9 protein-coding genes and 2 pseudogenes are annotated in these 13,123 nt (G+C 66.4%); 5 read left to right on the top strand and 6 right to left on the bottom strand.

The window, feature by feature from the left end; translation table 11 throughout:
• Positions 1–18 precede the first annotated feature (18 nt).
• The 3 genes from G6N18_RS21785 to G6N18_RS21775 all read right to left on the bottom strand — a co-directional run bounded on the left by G6N18_RS21785 (position 19) and on the right by G6N18_RS21775 (position 3,205).
• Positions 19–585, bottom strand: coding sequence for an Rv1078 family RDD domain-containing protein (locus G6N18_RS21785; RefSeq protein ID WP_083007392.1), 567 nt, complete (start codon positions 583–585; stop codon positions 19–21).
• Between the two features lie 116 nt (positions 586–701).
• Positions 702–2,102: a cystathionine beta-synthase gene (locus G6N18_RS21780; protein ID WP_083007389.1), complete on the bottom strand. Its 1,401-nt coding sequence runs from the start codon at positions 2,100–2,102 to the stop codon at positions 702–704.
• A 41-nt stretch (positions 2,103–2,143) separates the two neighbouring features.
• Positions 2,144–3,205 carry an alpha/beta hydrolase gene (locus G6N18_RS21775; RefSeq protein WP_083007387.1) on the bottom strand — a complete coding sequence of 354 codons (1,062 nt, stop codon included), beginning with the start codon at positions 3,203–3,205 and terminating at the stop codon, positions 2,144–2,146.
• 215 nt (positions 3,206–3,420) lie between these two features.
• Between G6N18_RS21775 and G6N18_RS21770 the strand changes: the two genes are divergently transcribed.
• Positions 3,421–4,365, top strand: coding sequence for an SGNH/GDSL hydrolase family protein (locus G6N18_RS21770; protein WP_067220092.1), 945 nt, complete (start codon positions 3,421–3,423; stop codon positions 4,363–4,365).
• A gap of 34 nt (positions 4,366–4,399) precedes the next feature.
• The gene (locus G6N18_RS21765; protein WP_067220096.1) at positions 4,400–5,617 is read left to right on the top strand and encodes an acetyl-CoA C-acetyltransferase; all 1,218 of its coding nucleotides are present in this window, start codon (positions 4,400–4,402) and stop codon (positions 5,615–5,617) included.
• Between the two features lie 112 nt (positions 5,618–5,729).
• Here the strand turns inward: G6N18_RS21765 and G6N18_RS21760 are convergent.
• Both G6N18_RS21760 and G6N18_RS21755 read right to left on the bottom strand, forming a co-directional pair.
• A pseudogene (locus tag G6N18_RS21760) lies at positions 5,730–7,168 on the bottom strand (IS110 family RNA-guided transposase).
• 297 nt (positions 7,169–7,465) lie between these two features.
• Positions 7,466–8,335 (bottom strand): putative endonuclease domain-containing protein, encoded by an 870-nt coding sequence (locus G6N18_RS21755; protein ID WP_083007460.1) that lies wholly within the window; start codon positions 8,333–8,335, stop codon positions 7,466–7,468.
• A gap of 356 nt (positions 8,336–8,691) precedes the next feature.
• Here G6N18_RS21755 and G6N18_RS24965 point away from each other — a divergent pair.
• Positions 8,692–10,122 (top strand): annotated as a pseudogene (locus G6N18_RS24965) (IS110 family RNA-guided transposase).
• Positions 10,123–10,282: 160 nt separating this feature from the next.
• Here G6N18_RS24965 and G6N18_RS21745 read toward each other — a convergent pair.
• On the bottom strand, positions 10,283–11,131 hold the full coding sequence (locus G6N18_RS21745; RefSeq protein ID WP_067214262.1) for a Bax inhibitor-1/YccA family protein: 849 nt from the start codon (positions 11,129–11,131) through the stop codon (positions 10,283–10,285).
• A 164-nt stretch (positions 11,132–11,295) separates the two neighbouring features.
• Here G6N18_RS21745 and G6N18_RS21740 point away from each other — a divergent pair, with 164 nt between their 5' ends.
• On the top strand, positions 11,296–12,345 hold the full coding sequence (locus G6N18_RS21740; protein WP_083006534.1) for an enoyl-CoA hydratase/isomerase family protein: 1,050 nt from the start codon (positions 11,296–11,298) through the stop codon (positions 12,343–12,345).
• Complete coding sequence (locus G6N18_RS21735) at positions 12,342–13,115, top strand: enoyl-CoA hydratase (RefSeq protein WP_083006532.1); 774 nt, start codon at positions 12,342–12,344, stop codon at positions 13,113–13,115. Before G6N18_RS21740 ends, G6N18_RS21735 begins: the two co-directional genes overlap by 4 nt.
• Positions 13,116–13,123 lie beyond the last annotated feature (8 nt).

The raw sequence follows: 13,123 nt of genomic DNA, 5'->3' as shown, positions 1-13,123 counted from the left end.
GGCCTTCCCGGTTGACTACTACAACGGTAAGCAGACGGTGCCGATGACTTTATCGGCGATCGTCTGCCGCTTGGCGTCCCACAACGGGAACAAGAAACCGATATAACAGATCACGGCGTCGATGATGTGGGCCAGTTGCCGGACGATCGACATCGCGAAACCGATTGGTTCACCGGTCTTTTCGCTGACTACCTTGAATCTCAGGATCGACTTGCCGACGCTGGAGCCCGTGGTGCCCTGGCGGTGGCCGTAGTTCCAGATCACATAGGTCAGCACAAGAATCGAGGTGACGCCGATCGTCAGCAGGCCGACGGTGGACGCCCCCCTCGCGCAGGATTCACTCAGGCCGTACCCGGAAACCTCGGTGAGGCAATCCGTTTCCTGAGTACCGAGCAGCACGCCCCACCCGATCCCCAGTAGGCAGAGGATCGGAATGTAGTCGACCAGCCACGCCACCACCCGGGTGAACCACTCGGTGTAGGCCTCCGTCGGTAGCACCGTCGCCGGGTCGTCGCCAACGAATGACGCGCCGCCCTGTGGCGGTGGCGAAGAGCCACCCGCCGGGGGTAGCGGTGCATCGGTCACGAACGCTTCCAGTCTGTGTCCTAGCTGAAACGAGCGTGCTTACCCTACCTGAGAAGTGATCTTGTGCAGGGTGTTCTGACCGGAACGTGACCCCCTGACCAAACGCCTGCGAACCGTTAGCGGACGCGGCGTCTACTGCCGTCGGAGAGGAATCCGAGCAGATCGTGGCGAGTCAGTACGCCGACCGGCTTGCCCTCTTCGACGACCATCACCGCGTCGCATTCGCGCAGCTGCTTCGCCGCAGCGCTGACCAGTTCGCCGGCACCGATCAGCGGCAGCGGTGGACTCATGTGCTCGGCCACCGCATCGGCGAGGTTCGCCCGCCCCTCGAACACCGCGGACAGCAGTTCGCGTTCCGACACGCTGCCCGCGACCTCCCCGGCCATCACCGGCGGCTCTGCGCCGACGACGGGCATCTGCGAGACGCCGTACTCGCGCAGGATCCCGATAGCATCGCGCACCGTCTCCGAAGGGTGGGTGTGCACCAGGTCCGGCAGCGCCCCCGACTTGCCTCGGAGCACCTCGCCCACCGTCGACTCCTCCACCGAACCGTCCAGTCGGCTCCGCAGGAACCCGTACGAGGACATCCAATCGTCGTTGAAAACCTTTGACAGATAACCTCTTCCGCCGTCCGGCAACAGCACGACCACCAGCGAGTCCGGGCCGGCCTGCTCGGCCACCTTGATCGCGGCGACGACGGCCATGCCGCAGGACCCGCCGACCAGCAAGGCCTCTTCGCGGGCGAGTCGCCGCGTCATCTCGAACGAGTCGGCATCCGAGACCGCGATGATCTCGTCGGGAACCGAGGGATCGTAGGCGCCGGGCCAGAAGTCTTCGCCGACGCCCTCGACCAGGTACGGCCTGCCGGTGCCGCCGGAGTACACCGAACCCTCCGGGTCGGCGCCGACGATCCGGACTGTTCCGCCGGACACTTCCTTCAGGTAGCGCCCTGCGCCGGTGATGGTGCCGCCGGTGCCGACGCCGGCCACGAAATGGGTCACCTTGCCGTCGGTGTCGGCCCAGATCTCCGGGCCGGTGGTCTCGTAGTGCGACTCGGGGCCCATCGGGTTGGAGTACTGGTCGGGTTTCCACGCGCCGTCGATCTCCCCGACGAGCCGGTCGGACACGCTGTAGTAACTGTCGGGATGGTCGGGTGGCACCGCTGTCGGACATACCACCACGTCGGCGCCGTAGGCGCGCAGCACGTTCCGCTTGTCTTCGCCAACCTTGTCGGGGCACACGAAGATGCACTTGTAGCCGCGCTGTTGGGCGATCAGAGCCAGCCCCACCCCGGTATTGCCCGAGGTCGGTTCGACGATCGTGCCGCCGGGCTTGAGTTCACCGCTGGCTTCGGCGGCGTCGATCATCTTGATCGCGATGCGGTCCTTGGCGCTGCCCCCGGGGTTGAGGTACTCGATCTTCGCCGCGACCGTGCCGGCTCCCTGGGGGACAACAGAGTTCAGCCGAACCAGGGGGGTATTGCCAATGAGCTCACTGACGTGCCGGGCGATCCGCATGACTCCATCGTGTCAGGCGGCGTTCCCCGTTACCAGCTGGGTTACCAGGTGGCCTCTCTGATGTAGTCGCCGATCTGACGCAACGAGCGGGTCGCCTCCGGCACCGCCGGCGCCGCGAGCTGGAACACGTGCATCTGTCCCGGCCACACCCGGACCTCGACCGGTACGCCGGCGGCCGCCAACCTTCGCGCGGCCTTGCGCGCGTCGCTGATCAGCACCTCTGACCCCGACACGTGGATCAGCGTGCGGGGCAGCCCGGGTTCGATGTGGTCGAGCGGCTCGTAGACCTCCTCGGGCGTGCCGTCGGTCACGTGCCTGCCCGCGGCCTCCTTGACCAAGTCGACGAGCGCACAGAACGCCCGCGGCGGGAACATCGCGTCGCTGCGGATGTTCGGGTGGTTGGCCCTGGTCTCGTTGTCGATCTCGAAGAGCGGCGACAACGTCACCATCGCTGCGGGCACCTCACCCTCGAGGCCGTCCCGCTGCAGGCGCTCGGCCAGCGCGAGCGCGAGGTAACCACCTGCCGAATCACCGGCCAGCACGATCTGGTCGGGCTCGTAGCCCCTCAGGCGCAGCCATTTGTAGGCGTCGTAGCAGTCGTCGATCGCCATGCCGACCGAGTGCTTGGGAATCATCCGGTAGTTGACCACCAGCACCGGACAGTCGGCGTAGCCCGACAGCGCCTGCACCAGTCGGCCGTGCGAGTTCACCCCGCAGGTCAGAAACGCCCCGCCGTGCATGTAGAGAATGACACCGCGCTTGCCGTCGGCGGGCAGCACACCGGGCGCCCGGACAAGCTGCGCGGTGCAGTCCGACAGCGAGATCGTCGCGCGCACGGTGCCGGGCGCCGGGCGTGCGATACGTGCGGCGAAATCCACCAAACCCCATGGCCAGGGCAGCCTCGGCGCATAGCTTCCGATAGCTAGGGTGGGCCGGACAGTTAGCAGTGCGGCCAGCGCCGTGAGCCGTCCGGCCAGGCTGGGACCGTCTTCGACGACCTCGACGGGCGCGCCGTCACTGACTGGAAACTTGCGCGGCTTACGCGCCTGACCAGGCGATACCCGCGAATAGTGAGCATGTCTCACCTTGCTCGGTGCGGTCATGACAACCACTCCCTACGCCGTTGTAGTGCCGAGTACGCCTAATTTTCTGAGCGCGACCCGCAATCTTAGCTTGACACCATCTGTTCACTTCAAACAATCAGCGAGTCATATTCGATACCGGAGTTGATACCGCAATGTGACCCCGCCTCGCTTCTCGCCACGCGGGTGGTCCGGGAAACGGACATAAACTTTTACCCGTGGGCACACCGCGACGGATGACCACCATGACCCTTGCGGCCGCGGCCACGCTCGGTTCGGTCGGTTCGGCATACATCGGGGTGCGGAACCTACTGGTAGGGCAGGCTGACCAGGCCCGCAGCGTCATTCCGCAGGCATGGGACATCCCGCCGCGCGCGGACGGCGTGTACGCGCCGGGCGGCGGCCCCGTCGAGCGCTGGCATCGGGACGTGCCCTTCGACCTGCACCTGATGATCTTCGGCGACTCCACCGCGACCGGCTACGGAGCCGCCACCGCCGACGAAGTGCCCGGGGTGCTGCTGGCCCGCGGGCTGGCCGAGATCTCGGGACGACGGATCCGGCTGAGCACCAAGGCGATCGTCGGGGCGACGTCGAAAGGGTTGTCGGGCCAGATCGACGCGATGTTCGTCGCCGGACCACCGCCGGACGCCGCGGTAATCATGATCGGCGCCAACGACATCACCCGTCCCAATGGCATCAGGCCGTCGGCGCACCGACTCGGCGAGGGGGTGCGCCGGTTGCGAGCGGCGGGTGCCGTCGTGGTGGTCGGCACCTGCCCGGACTTCGGCGTCATCACCGCGATCCCACAGCCGTTGCGCTCGGTCGCCCGCAGTCGGGGCTTGCGGCTGGCTCGGGCCCAGGCGGCCGCGGTGCGGTCCGCGGGCGGGATCCCGGTGCCGCTGGCCGACCTGCTGGCGCCCCACTTCCGCACCACTCCCGAAGCGTTGTTCTCCCCGGACATGTTTCACCCGTCCGGTGCGGGCTACGCGCTGGCCGCCAACCAACTGCTGCCCGCGCTGGGTAATGCCTTGAGCGAGTGGATCGGTGGCGCGGCGCCGGAATTGCCGTGGCAGTCGCAGCCGGGCGAAGGTCTCGCGCTGCTGGCCCGAGTCGGCGGGTTGAGCAGGCTATGGCGGCGGTCGACTGGGGTCCCCGCACCCATCGTCGTGCCCGCCAGCTAGGTTTTCCTCATATCCACCGATGCGAGGAGACACCATGCCTGAAGCCGTCATTGTCGCGACCGCGCGGTCGCCGATCGGGCGCGCCGGAAAGGGTTCGCTGGTCGACATGCGGCCCGACGACCTGGCCGCGCAGATGGTGCGCGCGGCGTTGGACAAGGTGCCCGCGCTCGACCCGCGCGAGCTCGACGACCTGATCATGGGCTGCGGCCAGCCCGCAGGCGAGGCCGGCTTCAACGTCGGCAGGGCGGTCGCCGTCGAACTCGGCTACGACTTCCTGCCGGGTACCACGGTCAACCGCTACTGTTCGTCGTCGCTGCAGACCACCCGGATGGCGTTCCACGCGATCAAGGCCGGCGAGGGCCACGCGTTCATTTCCGCTGGGGTGGAGACGGTTTCGCGCTTCCCGAAAGGCACGGCCGATGGCTGGCCGGACAGCAAGAACCCGGTGTTCGCCGACGCGATGAGCCGCTCGGATCAGGCCGCGGCCGGCGCCGAGGAATGGCGTGACCCCCGCGAGGACGGCGCGCTGCCGGACGTCTACATCGCGATGGGCCAGACCGCGGAGAACGTCGCGTTGCACACCGGGATCAGCCGCGAGGACCAGGACCACTGGGGCGTGCGGTCGCAGAACCGCGCTGAGGAGGCGATCAACAGCGGCTTCTTCGAACGCGAGATCACGCCGGTGACACTGCCCGACGGGTCCACGGTGGCCAAGGACGATGGCCCGCGCGCGGGCACCACGTACGAGAAAATCAGCCAACTCAAGCCGGTCTTCCGGCCTAACGGCACCGTGACCGCCGGTAACGCCTGCCCGCTGAACGACGGAGCCGCCGCGCTGGTGATCCTGTCGGACACCAAGGCTCGCGAACTCGGATTGACCCCCTTGGCGCGCGTCGTCTCGACGGGGGTGAGCGGGCTGTCGCCGGAGATCATGGGTCTTGGCCCGATCGAGGCGACGAAGAAGGCGCTCGCGAACGCCGGGATGACGATCGGAGACATCGACCTGTATGAGATCAACGAGGCGTTCGCCGTGCAGGTGCTGGGTTCGGCGCGGGCGCTGGGCATGGACGAGGATCGGTTGAACGTGTCCGGCGGCGCGATCGCGCTGGGCCATCCGTTCGGCATGACAGGCGCGCGGATCACCACCACGCTGCTGAACAACCTGACGACGCACGACAAGACGTTCGGGCTCGAGACGATGTGTGTCGGCGGCGGGCAGGGCATGGCGATGGTGATCGAGCGCCTGAGCTAACTCCCGCTTTTCGTCGAAACTGACCGGAAAATACCTAAGGTGAGTGGGCAGGCGACAGCGACCCGGCGGAGCTTGCGGAGCCGGGTGTCGTTGCGGGACTTGTAGTTGGTGGTTAGGCGGCGGGTTCGAGAGTGACCTGGTAGCCCATGGCGGTGAGTTGGGCGATGTGGTTGCGGAGCTTGCGTTCGATGGCGATGCGGTTGGTGTGATAGTCAGGGCCGAGATCGCGGAAGCGGGCGAGCGGGTTGGCGAGTAGGTGCCAGATGACGACCAGGATGGAGCGGGCGACCGCGACCAGGGCTTTGAGCTTGCCGCGGCGTTTGGCGAGGCGCCGGTAGCGTTCGCCGAGGAAGGTATCGGTCTTGGCCGCCGCGGCGGCGGCCTCCCCGAGCGCACCCTTCAGATACGGGTTGCCCTTGCCGGTCTTGCTGGCGCGGGTCACCGGCCCGGACTGGATGGTGCGCGGGCACAGCTTGGCCCACGACACCAGGTGCTCTGGTGTTGGGAACCGGCTCATGTCGGTGCCGATCTCGGCCAGGATGTCTTGCGCGTTGGCGACGCTGATACCCGGGATCTCGTCAAGGCGATCGACGGTGCGCAGGGCGCGTTCGGCCTGGATCGCGGAGTCGGCCTCGATGGTGGGATCGACCCGGATCGGGTTGGTGCCGCCGCCGCTGGCAGAGCCGGGATCGGCATCGCTATCGGCACCCGCGCGGGCGCCGGGCCCCTCGTCGCTGCCGGTGTGCTCGATGGCGTGAGTGCCTTCGGGTAGCTCGTTGATGAGTTCCTCGATGCGCATGGTGAGGGTGTGGATCTGGGTGTCCAGTGCGTCGATCTGGCTCAGCAGCATGCGTGCCAACTCGGCGTGATGTTCATCGAAACGCCCGTCGAGCGCAGTGATCAGCTCTGACCGTTTGGACCTCATCTTTCCGCGGGCCAGCTCGGCCAGTCGATACGGGTCGTGCTCGCCGGCGATGAGGGCCTCGACCATGTCCCGCGTCGACAGCGTGATCATCGTGGAGGCCACCGACGAAATTTTGATCAGTGCGTCCTCGAGCAGCTTTTCCAGCCGCTGCCAGTAGCGGGTGCGGTCGCGGGTCAGATCCTCGCGCATCCGGGTGTAGTCGCGTAGCCGCCTGATCTCGGGCGGCGGCACGAACGACGGCCGCAGCAGGCCTTTTCGGTCAGCTTGGCCAGCCAGACCGCGTCGAGTTTGTCGGTCTTGGGTCGGCCCGGCACGTTCTTCACATCGCGGGCGTTGACCAGCTGCACCGACAGCCCGACCGCTTCCAGCAGGTAGTACCAGATCCGCCAGTAGTCGCTGGTGGACTCCACGGTGACCTTCTCGATGCCCAGGTCGGTCAGCTGATCGCCCAGCTCAGTAATGGCGCCGGTGCGCGCGGGCAGGTCCCATACCCGACTGAACCGCCGCCCCGTCTTGCCGGGTAGGCGCACGCACACCTTGCCTGTCGCCTTGGCCACATCGATGGCCGCGACCCGTTCGATAACCAGTTCATGCTCGGCGTCGGGAATCTCCACCGGCCCCGCCACCCCTGCCGCTGGCTTCTGCTTGCGTTTGCGCCGTGCTGCCACTTCGCTTGCCCTCCAATCGAACCCATCCCAGAACATCGGGTGGATCGCCCGGGGGCCTCGGTCAAGGAAACCGAAATTCTGACCGGCGTGCTCAAGGCAACAGTACGTGACCCTGCAAGGTCGGGCCCCGGCGCCAAGCTGCACAACGGGCTACAAGCCCAGAGTCTCGTCGGCGTCGACGAGGCGACCCGACCCCATTTTCACGCCTACGAGGCGTCCCACAATGAAAAAGGAAGCTGCACACAGATCGCGAATTCACGAGATTTCGCGATCTGTGTGCAGTTTCGATCGCCAGGCTCGGTCAAGTCGGCGGAGGATGTCGGCCCCCGAGTGCGCCTTGACCGCTCGGATCCGGGTCCAGCCCAGCGCCGCGACGTCCTCCGACCGTCGGATGTCGTAGGCGTACTCGCGCGGGTCGAGTCGATGTTGTTCGCCGTCGTACTCGAGCGCCAACATCAGGTGGGGCCAACCCATGTCGAGGTAGTACTGGCGTAAGCCGTCGGGGCTGCGCACCGGGATCTGCGTCTGCGGCGGCGGGTAACCAGCGCGAATCACCAAGAGCCGCAACCATGTTTCTTTCGGCGACGCGGCGCCGGCATCGTAGAGCCGCAGCGCTTCTTCCAAACTTCGAAGACCGCGTGCCCCGCGATGCGACCGAGCAACCGCGAGCACATCGTCGACACTCAACCCGGTGGCGTTGCCGAGTGCATCGAGACGAGCGACCGCTTCACCCAGCGGTTTGCGACGCCCGATGTCGAAGGCCGTGCGCGCGAGTGTGGTCATGCGAAACCCCGGCCCGAACTGGTATTCCGCGGAGGGCACTCGCATGTCGTAGGTTCGCATGCCTTGGGGCGCACGCGTGTTGCGCCATACCATTTCGATCGGAGCATCGTCATCGACCCACTTCGCTCCGTGCAACGCCGACGCCGTCAACCCCACCATCACGCCTTCGCGATTCGACCACAACCATGCCGCCTTCGCGCGGTCGTACAGTGACGGCACAACGTCTTTCGACATATACACATCTGGGAAGACGGTGCGGTAGCGCGACCGCAACTCGTGCTTGCGGAGCACACCATTGATTACGGCTTCACTTCCGATGAAGGGCTCGTTGAGGATCGCCATGGCTCGACTCTCGCCGAAATCATGCGCCGAAACTGCAGCCAGATCGCAATCTGTGGATGAATCGCGATCTGTGTGCAGCTTCCTTTTTCATTGTGGGACGCCTCGTAGGCGTGAAAATGGGGTCGGGTCGCCTCGTCGACGCCGACGAGACTCTGGGCTTGTAGCCCGTTGTGCAGCTTGGCGCCGGGGCCCGACCTTGCAGGGTCACGTACTGTTGCCTTGAGCACGCCGGTCAGAATTTCGGTTTCCTTGACCGAGGCCCCCGGGCGATCCACCCGATGTTCTGGGATGGGTTCGATTGGAGGGCAAGCGAAGTGGCAGCACGGCGCAAACGCAAGCAGAAGCCAGCGGCAGGGGTGGCGGGGCCGGTGGAGATTCCCGACGCCGAGCATGAACTGGTTATCGAACGGGTCGCGGCCATCGATGTGGCCAAGGCGACAGGCAAGGTGTGCGTGCGCCTACCCGGCAAGACGGGGCGGCGGTTCAGTCGGGTATGGGACCTGCCGCGCGCACCGGCGCCATTACTGAGCTGGGCGATCAGCTGACCGACCTGGGCATCGAGAAGGTCACCGTGGAGTCCACCAGCGACTACTGGCGGATCTGGTACTACCTGCTGGAAGCGGCCGGGCTGTCGGTGCAGCTGGTCAACGCCCGCGATGTGAAGAACGTGCCGGGCCGACCCAAGACCGACAAACTCGACGCGGTCTGGCTGGCCAAGCTGACCGAAAGGGCCTGCTGCGGCCGTCGTTCGTGCCGCCGCCCGAGATCAGGCGGCTACGCGACTACACCCGGATGCGCGAGGATCTGACCCGCGACCGCACCCGCTACTGGCAGCGGCTGGAAAAGCTGCTCGAGGACGCACTGATCAAAATTTCGTCGGTGGCCTCCACGATGATCACGCTGTCGACGCGGGACATGGTCGAGGCCTCATCGCCGGCGAGCACGACCCGTATCGACTGGCCGAGCTGGCCCGCGGAAAGATGAGGTCCAAACGGTCAGAGCTGATCACTGCGCTCGACGGGCGTTTCGATGAACATCACGCCGAGTTGGCACGCATGCTGCTGAGCCAGATCGACGCACTGGACACCCAGATCCACACCCTCACCATGCGCATCGAGGAACTCATCAACGAGCTACCCGAAGGCACTCACGCCATCGAGCACACCGGCAGCGACGAGGGCCCGGCGCCCGCGCGGGTGCCGATAGCGATGCCGATCCCGGCTCTGCCAGCGGCGGCGGCACCAACCCGATCCGGGTCGATCCCACCATCGAGGCCGACTCCGCGATCCAGGCCGAACGCGCCCTGCGCACCGTCGATCGCCTTGACGAGATCCGGGTATCAGCGTCGCCAACGCGCAAGACATCCTGGCCGAGATCGGCACCGACATGAGCCGGTTCCCAACACCAGAGCACCTGGTGTCGTGGGCCAAGCTGTGCCCGCGCACCATCCAGTCCGGGCCGGTGACCCGCGCCAGCAAGACCGGCAAGGGCAACCCGTATCTGAAGGGTGCGCTCGGGGAGCCGCCGCGGCGGCCAAGACCGATACCTTCCTCGGCGAACGCTACCGGCGCCTCGCCAAACGCCGCGGCAAGCTCAAAGCCCTGGTCGCGGTCGCCCGCTCCATCCTGGTCGTCATCTGGCACCTACTCGCCAACCCGCTCGCCCGCTTCCGCGATCTCGGCCCTGACTATCACACCAACCGCATCGCCATCGAACGCAAGCTCCGCAACCACATCGCCCAACTCACCGCCATGGGCTACCAGGTCACTCTCGAACCCGCCGCCTAACCACCAACTACAAGTCCCGCAACGACACCCGGCTCCGCAAGCTCCGCCGGGTCGCTGTCGCCTGCCCACTCACCTTAGGTATTTTCCGGTCAGTTTCGGCGCAGAGTCCACGCACGAGAAAGGCCCGGCACATTTCGTGCCGGGCCTTCTCGTCAGGCTGCTAGTCGCTGTTGAAGTACGACAGCAGCCGCAGGATCTCGATGTACAGCCAGACCAGCGTGACGGTCAGGCCGAGCGCGACGCCCCACGCCGCCTTCTCCGGCGCGCCGGCGCGGATCATCTGATCGGCCGCGTCGAAGTCGATCAGGAAGCTGAACGCCGCCAGGCCGATGCACAGCAGCGAGAAGCCGATCGCAAGCATGCCGCCGTCGCGAAGGCCCAGCCCGGCGCCGTCATTGAGGCCGAACATGGCGGTCACTAGGTTGACGAGCATCAACGCCACCACACCGAACAGGCCCGCGACGATCATGCGGGTGAACTTCGGCGTCACCCGAATGGCACCGGTCTTGTAGACGACCAGCATGCCGAAGAAGACCCCAAAGGTACCGACGATCGCCTGCGTGATCATCGCGTAGCCGCCGTCGGAGATGACGTTGGCGAACAGGTACGAGATGCCGCCGAGGAACAGACCTTCGAGCGCGGCGTAGCTCAGGACGATCCCGGGGTTGTCCTGCTTGCGGCCGAAGGTGGCGACCAGCACCAGGACCAGACCGCCGATCGCACCCACCATCGCGAGCGGCATTGCGATGCCGGGGTTCACGGTGGCCAGGAAGTAAGTCACGACCGCGACGGCCGTCAGGAGCGCAAGCGTGATGCCGGTCTTGGTGACGACGTCGTCGATGGTCAACGGCCGGGCGACACCGGCCTGCTGCTGATCGGGGTACTGCGTCACATAGGGGTCGGCGTGTACCGCCTGCGTACCGTAGCCAGCGGCTCCGGTACCGAACTGCGCATATCCGCCCTGCGACTTCGGCAGGGATCGGAATACGGGGTTGCTGGATTCCCGCACCGTCGGTTCCTCTCCTGAGATGTGGTTCGACATTCGGCGAACACACCGTCAACGTCTCGATCCTCTGGTTGGTTCCCGGCTGCACCGCCGAACTTCCCAGCGTCTTCAGCAGAAACCCTACCCGGAGACACCGCAGGCCGGGCGACGTTCTACATTGCATATCCGTGGGTGAAAACGAGGATGTCCTAGTAACTGTTGACCGCGGCGTCGGCCTGATCACCCTCAACCGGCCCAAGGCCATCAATTCGCTGAACCATCCGATGGTCACCGCGATGTCGCGCACACTCGCCGACTGGGAGCACGACGACGCCGTCACCGCCGTCGTGGTCGACGGGGCCGGCGAACGTGGCCTCTGCGCGGGCGGCGACATCGTCGCGCTGTATCACAGCGCCAAGGCCGACGGCCCCGAAAAAGGGCGCGAAGCGCGGGCGTTCTGGTACGACGAATACCTGCTCAACGCCCAGATCGGCCGGTTCGGCAAGCCGTACGTCGCGCTGATGGACGGCATCGTCATGGGCGGCGGTGTCGGGGTCAGCGCCCACGGCAGCGTGCGCGTCGTCACCGACACCACCAAGATGGCGATGCCCGAAGTCGGCATCGGCTTCGTCCCCGACGTCGGCGGCACGCTGATCCTGTCGCACGGGCCCGGCCTGCTCGGCTACCACGCCGCGCTCACAGGCGCGAACTTCGACGGCGCCGACGCGATCGCGATGGGCTTCGCCGACCATTTCGTCCCCCACGACAAACTCCCCGACTTCAAGGCCAAGCTCATCGATGACGGGATCGACGCAGCGCTGGCCGCGTTCGCCACCGAACCGCCGCCCAGTAGCCTTGCCGCGCAGCGCGACTGGATCGACCACTGCTACGCCAACGACACCGTGGGCGACATCGTCGCCGCCTTGCGGGGACACGGCACGCCCGCCGCCGTCGACGCCGCCGATCTGATCAACACGCGCTCCCCCATCTGTGTGAGCGTCGCACTGGAAGCCCTGCGCCGCGCCGCGAAACTCGACACACTCGAGGACGTGTTGGGCCAGGAATACCGCACCTCGTGCGCCTCGCTGCGCTCCCACGACTTCGTCGAGGGCATCCGCGCCCAGGTCGTCGACAAGGACCGCAACCCGAAATGGTCGCCTGCCTCGTTGGCGGCGGTCACCACCGCCGACGTCGAGGCCTACTTCGCGCCGGCCGATCGCGAATTGGAGTTCTCATGAGCTACGAAACCATTCTGGTCACCCGTGAGGACCGGGTCGCGACGATCACCCTGAACCGGCCGAAGGCGCTCAACGCCCTCAACAGCCAGGTGATGCACGAAGTGACCTCCGCGGCAGCCGAATTGGACAACGATCCCGCGATCGGCGCGATCATTCTCACCGGAAACGAGAAGGCGTTCGCCGCCGGCGCGGACATCAAGGAGATGGCCGGCCTGTCGTTCGCCGACGTGTTCGGAAGTGACTTCTTCGCCGCGTGGAGCCGCTTCGCCGCCACCCGCACCCCGACGATCGCCGCCGTAGCCGGATACGCTCTCGGCGGCGGCTGCGAGTTGGCGATGATGTGCGACCTGCTGATCGCTGCCGACACCGCGAAATTCGGCCAGCCCGAGATCAAACTCGGTGTGCTGCCCGGCATGGGCGGCTCGCAACGGCTCACCCGCGCCATCGGCAAGGCCAAGGCGATGGACCTGATCCTCACCGGCCGCAACATGGACGCCGAGGAAGCCGAACGCGCCGGCCTGGTGTCGCGCGTGGTGCCGGCCGACAGCCTGCTCGACGAAGCCAACGCGGTCGCCAAGACCATCGCGGACATGTCGCTGTCGGCCTCGCGGATGGCCAAAGAGGCCGTCGACCGCGCGTTCGAGACGACCCTCACCGAGGGACTCCTCTACGAGCGCAGGCTGTTCCATTCGGCATTCGCCACCGAAGACCAGACCGAGGGCATGAACGCGTTCACCGAGAAGCGCCCCCCGAACTTCCGCCATCGTTAGTCTGCGGG

Origin of the sequence: Mycolicibacterium celeriflavum, from assembly GCF_010731795.1 — a bacterium.
In the GTDB taxonomy this organism is placed as follows: domain Bacteria; phylum Actinomycetota; class Actinomycetes; order Mycobacteriales; family Mycobacteriaceae; genus Mycobacterium; species Mycobacterium celeriflavum.
The sequence above is the reverse complement of the archived record's forward strand: the minus strand, read 5'-3'. Positions and strand labels throughout refer to the sequence as shown.